20 protein-coding genes are annotated in these 22,706 nt (G+C 27.9%); 14 read left to right on the top strand and 6 right to left on the bottom strand.

What is annotated here, in order from left to right:
* Positions 1-83 precede the first annotated feature (83 nt).
* From HMPREF0216_RS10780 to HMPREF0216_RS17745, 3 genes are all read left to right on the top strand, one after another.
* A complete protein-coding gene (locus HMPREF0216_RS10780; RefSeq protein ID WP_005214123.1) occupies positions 84-383 on the top strand; it encodes a hypothetical protein in 300 nt (99 codons plus the stop codon).
* Positions 384-608: 225 nt separating this feature from the next.
* Complete coding sequence (locus HMPREF0216_RS17750) at positions 609-2,492, top strand: glycoside hydrolase family 84 protein (RefSeq protein WP_005214120.1); 1,884 nt, start codon at positions 609-611, stop codon at positions 2,490-2,492.
* An 82-nt stretch (positions 2,493-2,574) separates the two neighbouring features.
* Positions 2,575-4,545 (top strand): discoidin domain-containing protein, encoded by a 1,971-nt coding sequence (locus HMPREF0216_RS17745; RefSeq protein WP_005214119.1) that lies wholly within the window; start codon positions 2,575-2,577, stop codon positions 4,543-4,545.
* 96 nt (positions 4,546-4,641) lie between these two features.
* Here HMPREF0216_RS17745 and HMPREF0216_RS10765 read toward each other — a convergent pair whose 3' ends face one another.
* Together HMPREF0216_RS10765 and HMPREF0216_RS10760 are read right to left on the bottom strand one after the other, a co-directional pair.
* Positions 4,642-4,869, bottom strand: coding sequence for a hypothetical protein (locus HMPREF0216_RS10765; RefSeq protein WP_040419696.1), 228 nt, complete (start codon positions 4,867-4,869; stop codon positions 4,642-4,644).
* 93 nt (positions 4,870-4,962) lie between these two features.
* The gene (locus tag HMPREF0216_RS10760; protein WP_005214115.1) at positions 4,963-5,403 is read right to left on the bottom strand and encodes an Hsp20/alpha crystallin family protein; all 441 of its coding nucleotides are present in this window, start codon (positions 5,401-5,403) and stop codon (positions 4,963-4,965) included.
* A 411-nt stretch (positions 5,404-5,814) separates the two neighbouring features.
* Here HMPREF0216_RS10760 and HMPREF0216_RS10755 point away from each other — a divergent pair, with 411 nt between their 5' ends.
* From HMPREF0216_RS10755 to HMPREF0216_RS10745, 3 genes are all read left to right on the top strand, one after another.
* Entirely contained in the window at positions 5,815-6,453 is a 639-nt protein-coding gene (locus tag HMPREF0216_RS10755) for a nitroreductase family protein (protein ID WP_005214114.1), read from the top strand.
* 590 nt (positions 6,454-7,043) lie between these two features.
* Complete coding sequence (locus tag HMPREF0216_RS10750) at positions 7,044-8,609, top strand: AbgT family transporter (protein WP_005214113.1); 1,566 nt, start codon at positions 7,044-7,046, stop codon at positions 8,607-8,609.
* A gap of 314 nt (positions 8,610-8,923) precedes the next feature.
* Entirely contained in the window at positions 8,924-9,244 is a 321-nt protein-coding gene (locus HMPREF0216_RS10745) for a (2Fe-2S)-binding protein (RefSeq protein ID WP_005214112.1), read from the top strand.
* Between the two features lie 67 nt (positions 9,245-9,311).
* Here HMPREF0216_RS10745 and HMPREF0216_RS10740 read toward each other — a convergent pair whose 3' ends face one another.
* Entirely contained in the window at positions 9,312-10,379 is a 1,068-nt protein-coding gene (locus tag HMPREF0216_RS10740) for a PTS sugar transporter subunit IIC (RefSeq protein ID WP_005214110.1), read from the bottom strand.
* Positions 10,380-10,573: 194 nt separating this feature from the next.
* The gene (locus tag HMPREF0216_RS10735; protein ID WP_005214109.1) at positions 10,574-11,089 is read right to left on the bottom strand and encodes an ECF transporter S component; all 516 of its coding nucleotides are present in this window, start codon (positions 11,087-11,089) and stop codon (positions 10,574-10,576) included.
* Between the two features lie 257 nt (positions 11,090-11,346).
* Here HMPREF0216_RS10735 and HMPREF0216_RS17135 point away from each other — a divergent pair, with 257 nt between their 5' ends.
* A complete protein-coding gene (locus HMPREF0216_RS17135) occupies positions 11,347-11,490 on the top strand; it encodes a hypothetical protein (protein ID WP_157464285.1) in 144 nt (47 codons plus the stop codon).
* 49 nt (positions 11,491-11,539) lie between these two features.
* Here HMPREF0216_RS17135 and feoB read toward each other — a convergent pair whose 3' ends face one another.
* A complete protein-coding gene (feoB, locus tag HMPREF0216_RS10730) occupies positions 11,540-13,903 on the bottom strand; it encodes a ferrous iron transport protein B (protein WP_005214106.1) in 2,364 nt (787 codons plus the stop codon).
* Between the two features lie 280 nt (positions 13,904-14,183).
* Between feoB and HMPREF0216_RS10725 the strand changes: the two genes are divergently transcribed.
* From HMPREF0216_RS10725 to HMPREF0216_RS10695, 7 genes are all read left to right on the top strand, one after another.
* On the top strand, positions 14,184-15,437 hold the full coding sequence (locus HMPREF0216_RS10725; protein WP_040419694.1) for a serine hydrolase domain-containing protein: 1,254 nt from the start codon (positions 14,184-14,186) through the stop codon (positions 15,435-15,437).
* A gap of 63 nt (positions 15,438-15,500) precedes the next feature.
* On the top strand, positions 15,501-16,433 hold the full coding sequence (locus HMPREF0216_RS10720; RefSeq protein WP_005214102.1) for a hypothetical protein: 933 nt from the start codon (positions 15,501-15,503) through the stop codon (positions 16,431-16,433).
* Positions 16,434-16,778: 345 nt separating this feature from the next.
* On the top strand, positions 16,779-17,600 hold the full coding sequence (locus tag HMPREF0216_RS10715; RefSeq protein ID WP_005214101.1) for a ParA family protein: 822 nt from the start codon (positions 16,779-16,781) through the stop codon (positions 17,598-17,600).
* Between the two features lie 174 nt (positions 17,601-17,774).
* Positions 17,775-20,126, top strand: coding sequence for a metallophosphoesterase (locus HMPREF0216_RS10710; protein WP_005214099.1), 2,352 nt, complete (start codon positions 17,775-17,777; stop codon positions 20,124-20,126).
* Positions 20,127-20,322: 196 nt separating this feature from the next.
* The gene (locus tag HMPREF0216_RS10705; protein ID WP_040419693.1) at positions 20,323-20,952 is read left to right on the top strand and encodes a hypothetical protein; all 630 of its coding nucleotides are present in this window, start codon (positions 20,323-20,325) and stop codon (positions 20,950-20,952) included.
* A gap of 71 nt (positions 20,953-21,023) precedes the next feature.
* The gene (locus HMPREF0216_RS10700; RefSeq protein ID WP_005214096.1) at positions 21,024-22,196 is read left to right on the top strand and encodes a YibE/F family protein; all 1,173 of its coding nucleotides are present in this window, start codon (positions 21,024-21,026) and stop codon (positions 22,194-22,196) included.
* Between the two features lie 63 nt (positions 22,197-22,259).
* Positions 22,260-22,457, top strand: a complete 198-nt coding sequence (locus HMPREF0216_RS10695; protein ID WP_040419691.1) for a cysteine-rich CWC family protein — start codon at positions 22,260-22,262, stop codon at positions 22,455-22,457.
* 104 nt (positions 22,458-22,561) lie between these two features.
* Here the strand turns inward: HMPREF0216_RS10695 and HMPREF0216_RS17925 are convergent.
* A partial coding sequence (locus HMPREF0216_RS17925; protein ID WP_005214091.1) for an Hsp20 family protein occupies positions 22,562-22,706 on the bottom strand: 145 nt, incomplete at its 5' end.

Below are 22,706 nucleotides of genomic sequence, written 5' to 3'. Positions count from 1 at the left end.
AGTGTAGCTTGTAAACTTAGAATTAAATAGTAGACTTATGAATATATAATAATGAACTAATAAATATATAAATAGGAGATTATATGAAAAGTACTATTAAAGTAACTAAGTGGGTTGCAGGTGGAATAGAAGCTTTACTTGGAATTCCTGTACTAGGTGCAAGTATAATATTATCTTTGGCATGGACCCCATTAATAGCAATGTTAACTTTTCACATTGTAAATTTAGTATTATCTAAAAAAGAAAATTTACCTATTACAGGAAGCATTTTAGGTATTGTAGGTAATGCAATTGGATGGATACCATTTGTCGGAATGATTATGCATATTTTAACTGCCATATTTGTTATGATTGAAGCGGCAAAAACTGAAGTAGACGAATAGATTTGTAAAAACTGCTGTAAAACTAAAATGTTTTACAGCAGTTTTTTATTAATTAAAATCTAAGAAAATGTTTACAGAAGGTAAAAAATATGCTAAATTATATTTTGAGAGAATATATGACATAAAATACTAAAAAATGCAAAAATGGATGTATTTTTTTGACTTATATTTAATTATCGTTTAATTATAAACACAACACTAGTAGAAGTAAGGGAGAGAATATTTATGGCAAGAGAAAAATTTGCAAAAAAAGTTGGAGTAAGTTTAGCTATAATGTTAGCAATAAACTCTATGGCATCGATAAGTGTACAAGCTACTACAGAAATAACAAATGAGGTAGTGAATACATTATCTGAAAAGAAATTAACAATTAATCCACTTCCTCAGAGTATGGAAATATTAAATGGACAAGTTGAATTAACAGAAACTATTAATATAATAGGTGCAGATCAAGCAGATTTATATGCAGTAGAGTTATTAAAAAGTATTTTAACTAATATGGATATAACTGTTAATGAAATACCAGTTGAAGGAGCTACTACTATATATATTGGAGAAGTAAATGATAATATAGTTGAAATGGAAGATGCTATTACTGAGTTAGCAGTTGATACTTCAACTGTTACTAAATCAGAAGGTTATATTTTAGCAGCTAAAGATGATGAAGCTGGAGATAAGATAATAATTAGAGGTAATGATGAATCAGGAACATTTTATGGGGTTCAAACATTAAAGCAAATTATAGAAAATGATAATGATAAAAATATTGAAGAAGTTGTCATAAAAGATGAACCCAATATAGAATTAAGAGCTGTAGTTGAAGGGTTTTATGGAACACCTTGGACTCAAGAAGAAAGATTAGATCAATTAAAAATGTATGGTGAAAATAAAATGAATGCATATATATATGCACCAAAATCAGATCCATATCATAGAGATTTATGGAGAGAACCATATCCAGAATCAGAATTAGATAGAATGCAAGAGCTTATTTATACAGCTAATGAAAATAAAGTTGATTTTATATTTGCTATATCACCAGGAATAGATATTAAATTTGATGGTGAAGAAGGGGAAGCAGATTTTCAAGCGCTATTAAATAAGTGTGAAACATTATATGAGATGGGTGTTAGAAGATTTGCTATTCTTTGGGATGATATTGAACATAGCCAAGGTGATAAGCATGCAGAAATATTAAATAGATTTAATGAAGAGTTTGTAAAAGTAAAAGATGGAGTAAAATCATTAATTACAGTTCCAAAGGAATATTGGGAAACATCAATGTTTGATTTAGATGGAGTAACTATTCAGAAGTATACTAAAGATTTTGCTGAAACTTTAGATGAAGATATAGAAGTAATGTGGACAGGTCATCATGTTATACCATCCCATGGTGTTACTATGGAAGATGTAGATGTGGTAACAAATATATATGGCAAGAAAATGATGTTATGGTGGAACTATCCTGTTAATGATTATAAAGAAGATAAATTAGGCTTAGGACCTATGTATGGTTTTGATAATAATTTAGATGAAAAAATGTCAGGATTTATTATTAATCCAATGAGATTTGCAGAAGCATCAAAAATATCAACTTTAACAGGTGCAGATTATGCGTGGAATACTAAAGCATATGATTATGAAAGATCATGGGATAATGCATTAAAAGTAGTTGGGGGAGAGGCAAAGGAAGAATTAAAATATGTTGCAGATCATTCAACTAGATTAGATACAGGTAGACCAGACTCGCCAGAATTAGATAGCTTTATAGAAACAATGTGGGAAAAATGGGATAATGGAGAAGATGTTTCTTCTGAATTAGCTACTTTAAAGAGTGAATTTGAAAAAATGATCAGTACTCCTGATTCATTAAGAGAAAAGTTAGATAATGAAGAATTATTATCTCAAATGGAAAAGCAACTTGTTAAGTTTGAAAAGTATGGAGAAGTTGGATTAGGTATAGTTTCTATGCTTGAATCTATACAAAATGATGATATGGTTGGATTCTGGAATAAAAAATATGAAGGTATGAAAGCTTTAGCAGAATTAGATTCTTTAGAAGGTATAATTGCAGAAAAAGTGGTAGATCCATTTATAAGAATCTCATGATATTGGAAGTAAGTATTTCAATGATAAAACTACTATATTAGAGGATGAAATATTTACGAAGAAATATAATTATACCCCAATAATGAATATTGAAGGACCAACAACAGATAAATGGTTTTTAAAAGATATATATTTACCAGAATATATTGTTGACGATAGAAATGATTCAGGGTTTGTATCTGGAGAAACAGTTAAAGCAGGTGAATATATGGGCTTTGACTTAGGACAAGTAGAAACTATAAAAGACGTATTTTTAGCAATGGGTAGAACTTGCTATGATGAGGATATAGTAACAACGGGTGTTCTTGAATATTCAGTAGATGGAGAAAATTGGACAGAACTTAAAGTTAATGATGGACAATATGATTTATTAGCAGAATGCGATATAGAAGCTAGATATGTAAGATACAGAATTACTGAAGATTCAGATAAGAAATTATATATAAGAGATTTTAAAGTTAATACAGGAAAAACATTAGAAAATGTTATAGGAAATATAAAATCAGAAACAGCTATAGCTAAGAAAAGTGTAGAAGGTACAGAGGAAGTAACATTAGTAGAAAATATAGGAGAGGTATCATTAAAAGCTGGTGATACTATAGGTTTAGCTTTAAATGATGTTAAACATATAGTTGCTGTAACTGCTAATGGAAATATGAATGAATCTGATTTTGTTATAGAAAGCTCAATTGATAATGCTCAATGGGAAAAGGTAGCCGAAGGAACATCATTTAGAGTTGATGATCCAGTAGTAGGAAAGTACTTTAGAATAAAAGCTATTAATGATACAAAGGTTAACATAGAAAATATTAAGGTATATACTGAAGGATTTGATATTGCAGAAGTTACAACTAATAGACGTATAAGTACAAATGATCTTATACATCCAAGATATGCAGCTGACAATGATATATCATCTCAATTTGTGTGTTCAGACGATATATTTGAAGGAGAATTTGTTCAATTAGATTATGGAAAGGTTAAGCATGTAAGAGATATTAGAATAGTTCAAGGACCAGGAGCTGATATACTTTCAGGAGATGTAGAGTATTCAGTAGATGGAGAAAACTGGACTAAGGTAGGAGTAATCACAGGACCAGAAACTTTAATTAAAGACTTAGACATAAATGTAAGATATGTGAGAGTTATTTCAGATAGAAATGAAGAGTTTCCATGGACAAGAGTTAGAATGATTGCTGTAAATACAACAGAAAAAGAATATAAGACAAGTGCAACAGCAAGCGGAACTTATGTAGATAGAACTGAAAATATAAGAGATAATGACTTAAATACAGCTTATATACCTACTAGAGATATAGTAGCAGGAGACACTTTAACTTATAGAATATTTGATGGTAAATTAACTTCAAAGGTTACAGTGGTTCAAGGTGCAGATAATATATCAGGAGCAAAAGTTATTGCAGAAACAATTAATGGTGAAACAATAGAACTTGGAATTTTAGATGAAGCATTAAAAGAGTTACATTTAGAAAATCCAAGAAATATAGTAGCTGTTAAGTTAGTATGGGAAAGTGATGCTGGAAGACCAGAAATATTTGAAATTAAGCCTACGTTTGTATCTTTAGATTCAATAATGGAAAAAATTAATAGTGCCATAGCTACAGCTGAAGAAGCATTAAAAAGTGAAAAAGTAACTGAGGAAAGAATTGCTTTAGAAGAAAGTTTAGCAAACATAAAGGAAAAACTAGCTTCAGATATGGCTACTGAAGATGAAAAAGTATTAGCATATGAGGATTTAATAGAAAAGACAAAGGCATTTATAGATTCAGTGGAAACGCCAGAAGTCCCAGAAATTCCAGAAATACCAGAAGTTCCAGAAAGTCCTGAAGTTCCAGAAACCCCTGAAGTTCCAGAAATACCAGAGACGCCAGTAAGGCCAGAGACATCAAAACCAGAAACTTCTGAAAAGCCAAATAAACCAACAGAGAATTTACCACAAACTGGTGCAGTTGTAGGAACAGGTGTTATAGCTGCAATAGGAGGATTATTAACTGCAGCCGGAGTTGCAATTTTTAAAAGAAAAAAAGATTAGTTTAAAAGAAAACTAGATAATAAAAACTGCCATAAAACTAAAGGGTTTTACGGCAGTTTTTATTTATTTATTATTCAAATATAAGAATACTAATTATTAGCTAACGTGTTTATGTGCAGCCCTTGCAGCTTCTTCTCTCATTTTTCTAGCATACCAATCTTCACAAATTTTATTAAATTCATCTTCAGTCAAGTCAGTTCTTGAAAGTATAGAAGTATAAGGTGCATATTTATTAGTTGTGTTATAGAATTTATCAATTAAAATATGGTCCTTTTTATACTCAAATCTATAGTTTTGATGTTTGTTGTTTGTAAATAATGTCATAAAATCACTCTCTTTCATTTATTTTAATTTAATTTTTAAATTTAAAAACAACAGTTAATAAAATTTAGTAAACTACAGGATTTAAATTATAAATTATTCAATTAAAATTCTGCTATCACTATTTGCAATGTGCTCCTTCTTTGGAAGTTTAATATTTAAAACACCATTTTCAAATTTTGCTTGAATTTTATTTTTATCTACATTATCAATATAAAATTCCCTTGAAATTTTACCATAATGTCTTTCCTTCCTTATAAAGTTATTTGCTTTTTCTTCATTTTCATTGTTTCTTACAGCAGATATAGTTAAATAATTATTGCTATAATCAATATTTATATCTTTTTTCTCAACTCCTGGTAATTCAGCATGAATAATATACTCTTCAGGTGTCTCTTTAATATCTGTCTTGAAACTTGAACTACTATTAAATGGTGATGTAATATCATCATTAAAGAAGTCTTGAATCATGTCATTTAATGATACTCCTTTGTAATTTTCTCCATTGCTAAATTTAAAAGGTACTAAACCAAACATACAAAGACCTCCTTAAATGAAATTCCAAATTTTAATTTAGTTAATCGAACTTACATCTTTTATTACAAAAAGATGTTTTATTTGAATTAATCTATAAATTTTCATTTGGTTTATTTTTTGTACTTTCCTTATCTCTTTGTACAACTATATTATATGATTAAAGTAAAAGAAGGTCAAAAATGTAACAGTGATAATACAAAATTCATAGTGAGAATATTAACCTTATTGGTATGTAATAGCCAAATTTAAAAAATTTTAAAAATATTTTAAGCAAAATAATCTTATTTGGGAATTATTAAGAAATATTTATAAATTTTTATATTATAAATTGTATTAGTTAATTATATAGTTTTTAATATATAATATAATTCAATAGATTAAAAACTATATAAGTTAGGGAGAGGAAAGCAAATGAAGAGTTTAGATTTTATATACCAAAGAAAGAGTGTTAGAAAATTTAAAGAGATAAATGTTCCTAAAGAAGATATTATTAAAATGTTAGATGCAGCAACACATGCACCATCGCCAAAAAATCAGCAAACATGGCATTTTGTTGTAATACAAAATAAAGATTTAATAAATGAAATAGGAAATATAGTTACAAAGAATCATATTCATTTAGCAGACATAGCTAAAGAAGAAAAACAAAGAAAACAAATGATGAGTGTATTGCCGTATTATACATGTTTTAAAAATGCGCCTGTAGTAATTGTTGTATATTCAAAGGAATATTATATGGTAGAAGAAACAATTCTTAGAGATAATAATGCTAGTGAAGATGTTATTAATGAATTAAGATTTCCTAATTCAGCAGCTCAAGGAATTGGAGCAGCTATAGAAAACTTTTTATTAGCAGCAACAGAACTTGGTTATGGCACTTGCTATATGACAGGGCCAACTCATTCAAAGAGCGAAATTGAGGAACTTATTAGCTTTAATAAGGAAGGCTATAACTTAATGGCAATGATATCTCTTGGAGTTTCAGAAGATGATACACCAAATTCACCACCACGTAAACCATTAGAGGAAGTAGTTACATTTATAGATTAAGTAATGATTAAAAAATTATAATTTTTTTATAAAGAATAAACAGGATACCAAGAGGATTTAATCTTCGTGGTATCCTGTTTGTTTAATACAGATATTTTATCTAAAAGTAATTTCTTTAAAAATTTATTTAAAAAATTAAGTGCTTTGATAAATAAATTTTGATATTTATAAATTTAAATATTGATAAATTTCTTTATATTAATAATGAAATTTAATAACAAAATTATTCTGTGAATTAATTGTTTATGGACATGAGTTTTTTGTGGAAAAACAGATTTCACCCTATAATATTCCATAAAATTCAATAAAATGTAATAAAATATAAATAATAACAGTAAAATATGGAATAAATAGTAATATAGATGTTAAAAATATGGGAATGGATTATTAAAATTTAAATATATAAAAGAATTTATAAATAAGTTTGCAAAAAAAACATGAAAAAGGTTGATAAATTAATAATTGTATAGTAAAATAATAGTAAATTAACTATAAAATTAAAAAAACAGAAGTTACTCTAAAAAGGTATGTCGATTTTTGTTTAAAAAATACAAAAAATTTTAAAATAATATTTTACTTAGGGGGATAAAATGGAACAGAGAAAAGAAGAAAAAATCATTGATTTACAAGAGAAGAAAAAAGTTTCTCTAATTGAGAAAATAGGGAAGAAAATACCAGATCCAGTTATTATATTTGCAATATTTTATGTTGTTGTATTAGCTGCAACTTTCTTCTTAGGAGGAAAAACATTTGATGTTATGAATGGTGATGGTAGTTATACAACACACACTATTTTAAATATGTTTGATTCAGAAAATATTCAATGGATATTTTCAAATGCATTACTTAACAACTGGTTAGCATATGGTGGAGGAGTATTAGGTACAATTCTTGTTGTTATGCTAGGAGTTGGTCTTGCAGAAGAATCAGGTCTTTTATCTACATTAATTAAAAAGGTTGGATTAAAAGTTTCTGATAAAATGCTTCCAATAGTATTAGTATTTTTAGGAATAATGAGTAGTATAGCTACTGATGCAGGTTATGTAATTTTAATACCTTTAGCAGGTTTATTATATGCAGGGTTAAAGAAAAACCCACTTATTGGTATGGCAGCTGCTTTTGCTGGGGTATCAGCAGGATTTAGTGCAAACTTAATACCAGCTACACCAATAGATATTATTATTGGTAACAATGCAAAGATATTTGCTGAAGGACAAGGTATTCCTTTTGCTAATGCAGCAGGACAAGCTTTAAATCCAGCAACAATGCATTATTACTTTGTAGTTGCTTCTACTTTCTTATTAGCAGCTATAGGTGCTTTTGTAACTATAAAGATAATTAAGCCAAGACTTGAAAAAGAAAGTTATGTAATTCCAGAAGATATGAATTTAGATGACTTTACAGTTAAACCAGTTGAAAATAAAGCTCTTAAATTTGCAGGTTTAGGATTCTTAATTGCAGCATTATGTGTAGTAGGATTATACTTCGGACCTTTAGCAACATATATAGCTGAAGATGGTTCAAAAGTAACACCATTTATGGATAATATTATATTAATAATAACATTCTTATTCTTTATGCCAGGTGTATTCTATGGTATGAAAGTTGGAAAGTTCAAGACTGCTAATGATGTAGTTAAAGGTATGTCAAAGCAAATGGGAACAATGGGATCAGTACTTGTTTTAACATTCTTCTCATACAACTTCTTAGCATTATTATCTAAGAGTGGACTTGGAACGTATATTACATACTTAGGTGGAAACTTATTAAAGTCAATGAACTTATCAGAATTCCCAATACTTTTAATAATCGGATTTATATTAATAACAGCTGTAATTAATCTTTTTGTTGGTGGATTAACTTCAAAATGGATGTTACTTGGACCAATATTCTTACCAATGTTATATCAAGTAAATTCAAATATGACACCAGAAGTTGTTGCTGCTGCTTATAGAGTTGCAAACTCATCAACTAATATAATAACTCCATTAATGTCTTATGCAGGTATTATCTTAGTATTTATGAGAAAGTACAAGCCAGAATACACAATTGGAGATATGATAAGATTAATGATGCCTTATTCAGTAAGCTTCTTAATCGGATGGACAATTCTTTTATTAGGATTCTTCGCATTTGGAATTCCATTTGGGTTCTAGTAATAAATATATATTCCGTAATAGTTGTAAAAGCTATTACGGATTTTTTTGAATTTGTTTATATAATTACTAATTTTATTGGTAATATTTTAATTGGATGTGGTAAAGATGTTACAGATAAAGTATATTTAATATTAAATAATAACACTCTTTAGCTGGAATATAAGGAAATATAGATAGATAATATTAAATAATAATATACGGTTAAATAGTATTATTTAAAAATAAATATTGAATAATATAATGTATGATTATAGAATATATGAGAAAAGATATAAAATTATACACATAGTATATAAATAGGAGGAAATAATATGGCTGGAAATAAAATAATTTGTCACTGTAAAAATGTTGATTACATAACTATAAGAAAAGCAATGATTCAAGGGGCACGTACATTAGATGAAATAAAGGAAATGACAGGTGCAGCTACTGGATGTGGTAGATGTGCAGGTGAAATTGAAAAAATATTAGCATCTGTATGTGGATGTAAAAATACTTCTTTAGAAGATGTTGTTAATGCTGTTAAAAATGGAGCTGAAACAGTTGAAGAAGTTGGAGAAATAACTGGAGCAGGAACAGCTTGCGGTAGATGTAAAGCATTAATCCAAAACGTAATAGAATTAAAGAAATAATCACTAATAACCATGATGAAGAGAAGTGTGTTATATTACTTGAGTAAATATACCACACTTCTCTTCTTTATAAGTCTAATGCCATATCACCAAATTTTATGAACTCTCTTTTACGCATAAATTCAGATACTGCCAGAGTTAATATGGCTGGAAGTATGAAATGCATTAAAAGAATTTGTAATATAACTATACTTGGTGCAGTAGTTTCTATCATAGTTTGATATGCCATTATTTGACCAACAAATCCTGCTGATCCCATACCAGATCCAGTTGCATTATTAGTCATACCAAAAACTGTTGTAGAAATTGGTCCTAAAATAGCGCTAGAAATAATAGCTGGTAACCAGATAACAGGTTTTTTTATTATGTTAGGTATTTGAAGCATTGATGTTCCAATACCATGAGCTAGTAATCCACCAATTTTATTTTCTCTATAACTTGCAACTGAAAACCCAACCATTTGACAACAACATCCAACAACAGCAGCACCTGCAGTTATTCCATTAAGTCCTAAAATAACACCAATAGCAGCTGAACTTATTGGAAGAGTAAGTAATATTCCCATTATTACAGAAACAAGCATTCCCATAATAAAAGGTTGTTGCTCTGTTGCTAACATTATAATATTTCCAAGCCAAGTCATAAAGTTTGATATTGGAGGACTAAGAAGTAATCCAACTAAAGCACCTGAAGCAATACTAACTAGTGGAGTAATAATTATATCGACCTTTGTCTTGCCAGAAACAACATGTCCAATTTCTATAGCAACTATAGCAGCAATAAAAGCTCCCAGGGGTTCACCAGGACCTGCAAGTAATATTGCACCAGTATCGGTCATTATACTTCCTGCAAGAATTTTAGTTGCAAACCCACCAATCATACCAGCTACAGCTCCAGATATAACTACAAGTGGGCTTTCTTTAAATTTATAAGCAATACCTACACCTATACCAGCACAAGTAGTAGATGCAGCAATCTTGCCTAAAAGATAAATAATATCTCCTATATTTCCAGGAATAAGATTACCTATTTGTTGTATTATTGTTCCTATTATTAAGGTTGAAAATAACCCTAATGCCATACCGCTTAATCCATCAATAAAAATATGATTTAAGTATTCTTTTAATCTTTTCATTTTTTTACCCCTTTCGATTGTGTATATACATCTGTAAATAAACTTTATCATTAAATTATATACATTTCAAGTGGATATGATAGAAGTAGTTTAAATATGTAAAGTGTTAGAAAATGTTATTTTGATAATCACTTCATATAAAAAATAAATGCTGTACAAGCATAAGATGTTTGCACAGCATTTTTATATATAAGTTATACATTTTTTAATTTTTTTAACACATGAGATTTTTCAAGTATAATAACTAAAACTGTAGCTATAATAACGCCAGATACAGATTGAATAATGTTTCCTGGAACAGAAGCAATTGCACCAGCAAAGCCATACAGTATTGTTTCTACCAAGGCATATCCAAATACTTGGAATGCACCACCGATGATGGCACCAATAATCCAGCTAAATTTTGTTTTAGTAATTAGTTTTTCTGCAATAACTCCCATAATTAAAGCCATAATTAATTTAATAAAAAATGTAGGAATAATATATTGCATATAACCACTTAATAAGTCACATAAAGCAGCCCCTAAACCGCCAGCTAAAGCACCTTTTTTACTTCCTAAAAGTAATACAGCTATAAAAATCATTGAATCTCCTAAATGAACATAGCCATTTAAAGAAGGAATTTTAATTAAATACGTTGCTACAAAAACAAGAGCAGCCATTATTGCAATTTTAGTAATATCTCTAGTATTAGTATTTTTGTTTGACATGATAACCCCCAAAAAAAATTTATAGTAATAAAATACAATAAATAAAATAATTATACCAATGTATCGATACAATATATGAAAGATAATTAGTATATAAAATTGTAGTATACTTAAAAATAAAAAGGTATTCTAATAATGATAAATATTTTATTAACAATGAAGAAGTTTTAGTACTATAAATAATATTTCCCAAATAGCAAATAATAAAAATTATATTAAAGTAAATAAAAGAGAAAGTTATATTAGAGGTGTTATTTGTGAGTAAAAAAAATAAAAATAAGGATGAGTTTTATAAGGAAATACAGCAAGAGCAAAGATTAATAGATATAGAGGAAATTGCTCATGAAAAGCTTGAAGGTGAAGATATAAATATTCCAGGTAGTAACAAAGGATTAAGTTAAAAGTAATGAAAAGCAGTTACAACATTAAATTTAGTAACTGCTTTATTTTTTATGCAAAACCCAAAAGTATTCCTACTATACGTACTAAGAATGATACAAGCCAAGCTATACAGCATTGCATTATAACTATACCGATAGCAGCTTTTTTAGAACCTAACTCTCTTTTTATACAAGCTATTGCAGCAACACAAGGAGTATATAATAATGTAAATATTAAAAATACAAATGCTGTAAATGGTGTAAATAAAGTAGATAAAGTAGATGTATCACCACCTAATAATACTGTTAATGTACTAACTACACTTTCTTTTGCAGTGAAGCCAGTAATTAATGCAGTTGATATTCTCCAGTCTCCAAAGCCTAGAGGAGTAAATAAAGGTGATATAAATCCACCAATTGATGCTAATAAACTAAACTTAGAATCACTTACTACATTTAATTTTGAATCAAAGGTTTGTAAAAACCAAATAATAATAGTTGCTATAAAAATAATAGTAAATGCTTTTGTTATAAAGTCTTTTGCTTTACTCCATATTAATTGACCTACACTTTTAGGACTAGGAAATCTATAGTTTGGTAATTCCATTACAAAAGGTATTGGCTCTCCTTTAAAGGCACTATTTTTAAGAAGTAAAGAAAATAAAATTCCAACAATGATTCCAGAAAAATATAAAATTACCATAACTAAAGCACGATGTTTAGGAAAAAATGCATAAGTAAATAGTGCATAAATTGGAAGTTTTGCAGAGCAGCTCATAAATGGAATTAATAACATTGTCATTTTACGGTCACGCTCAGATGAAAGTGTCCTAGTAGCCATAATTGCAGGAACAGAGCAGCCAAATCCAATAAGAAGAGGTACAAAACTTCTACCAGAAAGTCCAATTTTTCTAAGGAGTTTATCCATAACAAAAGCAATTCTTGCCATATATCCGCTATCTTCTAATATAGATAAAAAGAAAAATAAGACAACTATAATAGGTAAAAAACTAAGTACACTTCCAACTCCACCAAAAATACCGTCAATTACAAGAGAGCGTACTACTTCATTAAGCCCGTAAGAGGTTAATGCATTGTTACAAACATCAGTGAACCACTGAATTCCAAGTGTTAATAAATCAGATAATGTAGCGCCAATTACATTAAATGTAAGATAAAAAACTAGAGACATAATAGCTATAAAAGATGGAATAGCTGTATATTTTCCAGTAAGTATATTATCAATTTTAACACTACGCATATGAGATTTACTTTCTAATGGCTTTATAACTGTGTTATCACATACATTAGTAATAAAAGTAAAGCGCATATCAGCAAGAGAAGCTTGTCTGTCTTTTCCAGTTTCATTTTCCATCTCAATAATAATATGTTCAAGCAATTGCTTTTCATTATCATCTAGATTAAGTGCTTTTAAAATGATAGGATCACCTTCAACAAGTTTTGTAGCAGCAAATCTTGCAGGAATTTTTGCATTATTAGCATGATCCTCAATTAAATGTAATATTGCGTGAATACATCTATGAATGGCAGCTTGCTCTAAGGAGGCAGTTTCATCACAAAAATCTAATCTACCTGGACATTCATCGTAACGGGCAACATGTATAGCGTGTTCAATTAATTCATTAATTCCCATGTTTTTAGATGCAGATATTGGGACAACAGGAACACCAAGAGTTTGTTCTAATAAATTAATGTTAATTGTTCCACCATTTTCTTGAACTTCATCCATCATATTAAGTGCAATAACGAGAGGAAGATCCATTTCAATTAATTGCATAGTTAAATAAAGATTACGTTCAATATTAGTTGCATCAATAATATTTATAATACCTCTAGGTTTATTATTAATGATAAAATCTCTAGTAACTATTTCTTCATCGGTATAGGGAGAAAGAGAGTAGATTCCAGGAAGATCTGTAACTGTAGCTTCAGGATGGTTTCTAATAATACCATCTTTTCTATCAACTGTTACACCAGGAAAATTACCTACATGTTGATTACTTCCAGTTAATTGATTAAAAAGTGTAGTTTTTCCACAATTTTGATTTCCAATTAAGCCAAAGCTTAAAGGATCACCAGCAGATAATTCATCGCCTTTTTTATTTACATGATAAATTCCCATTTCACCAACTTGCGGATGGGGGATATCTTCAATTCTTTCTTTAAAGCTTTTGATATGATTTGTATCATGAATATCAGTAATTTCTATTTTAGAAGCTTCTTCAAGTCTTAATGTAAGTTCATATCCACGTAAACGCAATTCAATAGGATCACCCATAGGAGCTGTTTTTATAAGTGAAACCTGTGTTCCCGGGGTAAGACCCATATCAAGAAGGTGATTTCTTAATGAACCATATCCACCTACGTTTACAATTGTGGCACTTTTTCCTACAACTAATTCGTCTAATGTCATTTATATCATCTCCTTACGCAATTAACTATATATAATATTTATTCATAAATATTAATTAAATTGCTTAAAAAGAGATGTTTATTTTAAAGCTACAGTATGGAGATTATAAATTACTAAATTTATAACATAATAAAAAAATACCAATTAAATTTATAAAAAAATTATGTATAATAGTAGTATAATAAGATAGTAACTACTAGATATAATTTATTAGGAATAAATTAATGAAAATTTTATTATCAATAATCAGTAGTAAAATATAAAAATGGTGGGGAAATTTATGAAGAAAAAATATATATTGTTGATGACTGCACTTACTATTAGTTGTGTAGTAACTTTATCAGGTTGTGATACAAAGGCTACAGAAAATCCAGCAGTATCAAGCATACAGGAAAAATCTAATGAAGAAGAGAAGGGTGAAAAGGTAGAAGTAAATACTAGTGATATAAATGATAATGTAGATGAAGTTGAAGAAACTTCTGAAGATGAAGGATATGATGATGTAGAAAAAATTGTGAAATCAGGATATGAAGATGTAGAAGCATTTTTAGATGAAGAATATGCTAACAAAAGATTTCAAGGAGTAGCACTTGTTGCACAAGGGGATGAAATTAAATTTGCTAAAGCATATGGATATGCAGATTATGATGAAAATAGAGAAAATAAACTAACAACACGATTTGCTATTGCCTCAAATACAAAACAATTTACAGCAGCAGCAATAATGCAATTAGTAGAGGAAAAGAAAATAAATCTTGATGATACAATAGATAAATATTTTCCAAAATATCAGTATGCAAACAAGATTACAGTAAAACAGTTATTACAAATGAGATCAGGTATTCCAGATTATCTTAATGAGATAGATTTATTTATGAAATCAGAAGAATGTTTAAGTATTCTAAAGGATTATGAAAATGATGCTTATTTTGATAAGTATGTTGAGGATGAAAGATGGTCAGAAGATACAATATTAAAAAGTTTATATTTAACTGACTTATGTTTTGAACCAGGAGAATGTTATGATTATTGTAATACCAATTATTATCTACTTGGATTAATTATCGAACAAGCTAGTGGATTATCATTTGAAGAGTATGTAGAACAAAATATATTTAAACCATGTAAAATGATAACTAGTAGTATGAAGACAGTTGAATCAGATGCTAAAGGACATGGAAGTGATGTATCAGGAGAAATAGAAGCTAATCCTGACTTTACTTATGCAGCAGGTAATATTTATGCAAATGTGTATGATATGTTTAGGTGGAATAGAATGTTACATAAAGGTAATATTTTATCAAAGGAATCATATGAACAAATGATTACTCCTGTTGATGGTTATGGTTATGGTCTTTTTATTAATGATGGCATTATAAGGCATAGTGGAGTAATAGATGGATTTAACTCAAATACAGAATATAATCCTAAAAATGATATTACCATAATAGTAATGGAAAATTCAGATGAAACAACAGATATACTAGATGCAAAATATGATACAAGCATAATACGTGAAATGATAAATAACTGACAAAACAATAATTAATGTAGTATAGTTTAAAGTAGATATTATAAAAACAAAGGAGTATTTACTATGGGATTATTTAGTAGAAATAAAAATAAATCAGTTAAAAAAGAATTTAAAGTTGAAGAATGTTTTGGAGTAACTAGTGAATTATTAGATGAGATGTTTAATTTAGCTTCAAGATATACTATTGATGAACATTTATTAAGCACATATAGTAAAGAAAGATTAGATGTAGAATTTCTTAATAATGCAAGAAGTGAATTAGAAACAACATTATTAAACCTTGGGAAAAATTTAGATGATTATTATAAAGGTGAATATACAATTGTTAAAAATACAGTAGAAGAAAATAAGGATTTCCCATATTCTTTAGATGCATTAATAGAAATTTATAATAATTCCCTTGATTTATATTTAGAAAATGAAGGGGTAAGGGATGAATTAAATACTTGTTATAGTAAATGTAATAAGGAATTAAGTAAACTTAAAGAAGTTTTAAGTGATGATAAGACATTACAAGAGTTTACTGGAATTACACCAATAAATAATGATAAACAAGAGGAAGAAGAAGTTGTAGAAGAAATAAAAGAAACTTCAGAAGAAGAGGTTGCAGAAAAAGATAGTACTTTAGTTGAAAATGAAAGTATTAATAATGAAGATGAAGTTGATGGAGATATAATAATAGATACAGATAAAGCAAGAATTTATTTTATTAGAATGAGTCGTAATGAAGAAGATGAAATAAATTTAAATTTATGTATTGAAAATAAGATAGATAAAGAAATTATAGTTAAAGCTAAGGATATATCTGTAGATGGAATTTTAACTGAACCAACATTTAATTGTAGTATTTTATCAGGAAATAGAATTTATGATAAGATGACATTTAAAAATGATATACAACAATTAGTTAACTTTGAAGGAACTTTTTATGTTATGGAAAGTGATACATCTAAGATTATTGAAGAGAATAAAGTTTCTATGTTTAAAGAAGATTAAGTAGATATTAGTATAATTAATTAAATTTTATATTAGTGAAACATTTAAAAGAATGAATAAAGACCACCATACTTTTTAGTATGGTGGTCTTTTATAGCATATTTATTTTTATGTTACTGGAGCTTATATTGTTATTATTTATACTTAATAAAATTTTAAGACTTATTAAACATAACATCAAAACGAAATTTTTAAAATTCTATGTAAAAATATTACAATTAATCCTAAAATATGGTATAATATAAGTGCTATATAGTTAAGTCACCAAAATATTGTATATTACGGAACTATAGTAAGAAAAAATAAAAAATAAACAAAATGGTATGAGGGTTAGGGGAGAAAGAGATGAAAGTTATTAGTGTTTGGAATCAAAAGGGAGGATGTGCTAAAACTACAACAGTAGTAAACATAGCAGCAGAATTAGTTAATTCAGGTTATAAAGTATTGGTAATAGACAATGATTATCAAGCAAATTTAACAACAAGTATAGGATTTAAACCAGATAATGACTCATTACTTAATTGCCTTAGGGGGAAAAAGTCTTTAAGAAAAACAATAAAAAAATGTGTAACATTAGATGGATTAGATATAATTCCTAGTAATTCAGCAGTTAGTAATGCTGATTTATCTTTAGTAAAGATAAGAAATTGTAAAAGAATATTAAGAAAATTAATAGAAGAAGAAAATTTAAAAGATGATTATGATTTTATATTAATAGATTGTCCTCCGAGTCAATCTATCACTACTATTAATGCATTAGTTGCAAGTGATAGTTTAATAATACCAATGGAACCATCTTTATTTAATATGCAAGGACTTATAAATTTATCAAAAACAATAAAAATAATTCAAAAGACATTTAATAAGAAATTAAAAGTTGAAGGAATTTTATTAACAAGAGTAGATTCAAGAACGAAGTTAAGTGAAAGCTTTAGAGAAGATATAAAGGCATCTTATCAATATAAGATTTTTGATACAGAAATACATCAAAGTAGCATAATAGTAAAAAGTCAAACAAATGGGCTACCAATATCTTTATATGATCCAAAGTGCAAAAGTACAAAGGAATATAGAGATGTTACAAATGAAATTTTAAGTAATAATATATTTGATATAAATGATATAAAAAGTAAAGGCATTGTTAGTAGAGAAGCAGTAAAGATTTAATAATATAAAGATACCTCTTAGTGATAAAAAGCTAAGAGGTATTTTTTATGTAAAGAAAAAATAAACCTATATTTAACAAATACTAACAGTTATTTAATAAATTTCTAACGTGGATAGAATAATATCTATTGTGTAAACAAAATATACCATATAGATTATAGGGGGAAAATATTTATGATTAAAAGAAATAAAACTATAACATTATCCATAGCTATGGCCATGTCTGTAACAATGTTAGGTGGCATTAGTAATGCATATGCATTAAATGTAGACTTAAACAATGAAGCAATTATTGAAGTTTCTCAGGAAGAAGATGAAGTTTTTGAAGAAGTAATTAATGAAAAAGAAAATTCAATGCCAAAGCAAGTAAATGTTCATATGGGCGAAAATCCATCAACAGAAGTTAATTTTACTTATACAACAATAAATTCAGATTTAGAAACTAAGGTTGTATTAAATAAAGTTGGTGACAGTGAAAAAATAACTGTACTTGGTGAAAACTCAATAGGAAATGCGGATAAATATTTTCATAAAATATCAGTAAATAATTTAGAACCTAATACACAATATGAATATACAGTAGGTACAGGAGAAAGCACTTTTAGTGGTAAATTTAAGACTGCACCTGCAATAGGAAGTAAAGAAACTATTAAATTTGCATATATTGCAGATACTCAAGTATCAAATGAAACTAATGCAAAAGCTTTAGGAGCTACATTGGCAGAAGTAAATAAAATTGAAGATTTAGATTTTGTATACTTAGCAGGAGATACAACAGATAAGGCAACAAGTGAAACTCAATGGGAGTTGTTATTTAATAATGATGGAGCTTTCCCTACAGGTGGACAAGATATGTTTGCAAATAATTTAGTTTCTGTAGTACAAGGTAATCATGATAACAATTCATTAACTAGACATATTAATGCACCAGCAGAAGCAGGTAATATAGTATATTCTTATGATTACGGTCCAGCAACATTTATAATGTTAAATTTAGAAGCTGCAAGATATGATGCTGATGCAAGATTAGAACAAAAAGAATATTTAGAATCAGTAGTTAAAGATGCAAAGGAAAGAGGGCAATGGACATTTGTTGGTTTCCATAAATCAATATATACAGGTGCATCTCACATTACTGATTCAGATATAATAGAAGCAAGAAAATATTGGGCTCCAATATTTACAGAATTAGATGTTGATGTAGTTATGCAAGGACATGACCATGTTTACTCAAGAGGATTTGTTGATGAAAATGGATATAAGGCAGAAGTAATAACAAATGAGGATGGATCAGTAGAAGATCCAGATAATGTACCATTATATATGGTTGGAGGACATGCTGGTGGATTAAAGTGGTACTCTAAAAAGAATTATACAGTAGGGGATGGAGATTTACTTGCACCAGGATATTCATTTTTAGATGTAAATTCAACTGATACAGGCAGTGATGTTAAGAAGGAACAAGTAATTGTTGAAGTAGAAGTTTCTGAAAATGAATTTACACTAAACACATATATGTTTAAGTATGATACTACAACAGATACTATAACAACAGATAAATATTTATATGATACTTTAACTGTTGTTAGAGATTTAGAAGAAAGTCCTTATACAGTTAGTATGTCAGATGTTGAAAATGTTGAAGGTAAATCAGGTGTTGAATTTAAGGTTCCAGTTATAGTTAATGAATTACCAACAGACTCTGTAATACGAGCTGCAGAAATGGAATTCAATATTCCAGAAGACTTAGAAGTTAAAGAAGTTCAGTTAAATAACAAGGTTATTAAGGCAAATAACTGGGATTATAATGTTGTTGATGGAAAATTACGTGTTGCTCTTGCAAACTTAGATGATGAACCTATTTTTGTTAATAATACAGCAGGAGATAAAAATGCAGTTACATTAACAGTTGCTTTAAAAGAAGATAAATCTAAAGATGATAAAACTTATATTACGATGTCTGACTTAGTATTAAGATGCGAAGATGATATTGATATAGAATACAATACTAAAAATGCTAAGAGTACTATTACTTTTGTAGAAAAAGAATTAGCACAAGTAAGTGCAAGAGAGCTTTATGTATCAGAAGGAGTTGATGTAATTCCTGAAAATATGAAGGCTGTTGCAGCAGAATTTACATTAGTAGAAAATACAACAAATATTAAGTTTGGTGAAGATATTTTCTACTATAGTCCAGAATTTACAGACAAAACAGGAAAGGTAACTTATGTTGCATTAGTATCAGAAGAGACTACTTTGGAAAGTTTATCTAATATAAATGGCTATACATTAACAGAAGGTAAAGAACAAGCTGAATCAGTAATATTTGGTGATATTAATAATGATGGAATAGATGCACAAGATGCTTTATTAGCAGTAAGCACTTGGTTAAGAAAATCAAATTTAGATAATAAAAATATGATAACTATAAATGTAAGCGCTGATGGAAGAATTAATACAAGAGATGCTATAGATATAGTTGATAATTATGTATCAGGTAAAGAATTCAAAGTTTTATCAAAATAATATTTAAGTAAATAATTTAACAATGTAAAAGAAAGTATTACAAAAGGATTTAAGTATCTATTTTGTAATACTTTTTTAGTTATTAATGTTAAATTTTTATTACCTATATTTAACATTAACCTCAATGAAGCAGTTAGTCAAATAATGTATTATATGCATATAGATGAGAAAATAAATAGAGGGAGTGGATAAATTTATGAGGATAAAAGAAAGTAAAAAACTATGGATAGGTGGAGGAATTTTATTATTAATTTTAGGAATATGTATAGTGATTTTTAATAATACAAAAGCACCTACATTAACATTAAAAGTTCCTAATGAAAAAATTTCTGTAACTAATAAAGATGAAATTATTATACCAGCAGTATTAAGTAGTTTACCTGACAATGAATATCCTGCTGCAAGTGTATCAATAAAGTTTAATAATAATAAGCTAGAGTTTGTTGGAATTAATATAGGTACAATGGAAACATATAATGACTATGATCCAGAGAGAGATGGTGTACCTTCTTATAAAATTCCACAATGGACCTTTAATAAAGATGTGGCAAATAAAGATGGAGTAATAAAAGCTATGTATTTAGATACTACTGCAGGAAAAAATGCGTATGTTAAGAGTGGATTTGAAGTTGATAAAAAAGATATACCATTTCAATTAGTATTTAAGCTTAAAGATTCTGTTATTCCAAGTGATAAACTTATTATTGAAATTGAAGAGGCCGTTTTTGCAACTGTAAATGGTGATAGTGATAAAACTACTTTATCTACAAAGGACAACTATGGGAAATTAAATGTTAAGGACGGAGTTATTAAAATAACTAGCTAAATTTAAATTAACTATAATTATATAAAAAGAAGAGAAATTAAATAAATTTAATAGTAAAGAGGAATTTACTTATGGTTAAATTAAAAAAAGAAAATTTTAAAATAAATAAGAAGAACATAATTTGGATAATATCAATAGCATCGCTTTTTATATTTTTGATTATATTTAATAAAACCTTAAGTTATAACAAACCAGAAGATAGACCTGTAGGAATTGAATATGCAAAAGCAGAGGTTATAAACATAATTTCTGAAGAGCTAGAGCCAGACCCAGATTTTCCGTATATCAATATAGGTAAACAAAACTTAGAGCTTAAGATTATAAGTGGAGAAAGAAAAGATGAAATAGTTTCTGTAAATAACTTTATAGGTAGAGTTGATAATAAACCAGCAAAGGTTGGAACAAAATATATAATTTCAAGTTATGATAATTTTATTACAACTGTTATTGTGAATTATAGTAGAGAAACTGCAATTTATACTTTAGTATTTATATTTATGCTTATTGTAATATTTATAGGAGGATTAAAAGGAATAAAATCAATATTTTCTTTAGCAGTTACTATGGTATGTGTAATATTTTTATTTATTCCTTTAATAATAAGGGGTATTAATCCAATAATAGCATCAATAGTTATAGTAATATTATCAACTGGAGTTACTATGTTATCCCTTAATGGATTTAGTAAGAAAACAGTAGTTGCATGTTTAAGTTGTATTTTATGTACTGCTATTGCAGGAGTATTAGCTTATTTATTTGGGGTTATAACTAATATTTCAAGTTTTAATACAAATGAGGCTCAAGATTTATTATTTGTTGCACAAAATACTTCTTTAAGAGTAAAGGAACTTTTATTTGCAGGAATAATTATTGCCTCATTAGGAGCAATAATGGATACTACTATGTCTATAACATCTTCTATATTTGAAATGAATGAAATAAATAATAAGTTAACTAGCTCACAGTTATTTAAATCAGGAATGAACATTGGAAGAGATGTAATGGGAACAATGACAAATACATTAATATTAGCATTTACAGGAAGTAGTATTAATATAGTTGTTATTTATTTTATGTATAATCTACCATATATGCAATTAATTAATATTGATGTTATAGTAATTGAGATTATTCAAGGGCTAGCGGGAGGAATTGCACTTGTTTTATCTATACCAATAGCTGCATTTGCTTCTTCAAAAATGGCAGTAGTAAATTCAAGAAAAGTTTTTCAGTTTAATAAATAAAAAAATTAGGATATAATATAAAAAACTCAAGAATGTTTTAAAAAGGAAAGAATGGTGGTAATAATGGAAGTTAATAAAAATATTTGTCCTCTTTGTGGAAAGCCTAATAATTGTGCATATGAAAAAGGATTATCTCATGGAGGATGTTGGTGTGAAAATATTAAAGTTCCTAAAGAATTAAGAGAACAAATACCAGAAAACTTAAAAGGGAAAGCATGTATTTGTAAAGAGTGTGTAATAAAATATAACGAAAATAAATAGAGCTTATTATTGGGAGAAAAAAAGCAGTTGCAAAGTAAATATGCAACTGCTTTTTTGATGAAACTTTGGTACCACCTTCTTTCTACAAGAATTAATTAATTGGGTTATTCTATCAAAATCCTATTATTATTGTTTGAAGAGATTTCTTTTTTAGGTAACTCAATATTTAAAACTCCATTATCAAATTTAGCTTTAATTAAGTTTTTATCAACATTACTAATATAGAATCCTCTAGAAACTGATCCGTAG

It is taken from the genome of Clostridium celatum DSM 1785 (genome assembly GCF_000320405.1).
GTDB classification, from domain to species: domain Bacteria; phylum Bacillota; class Clostridia; order Clostridiales; family Clostridiaceae; genus Clostridium; species Clostridium celatum.
This window is presented reverse-complemented; position numbering and strand designations above follow the sequence as displayed.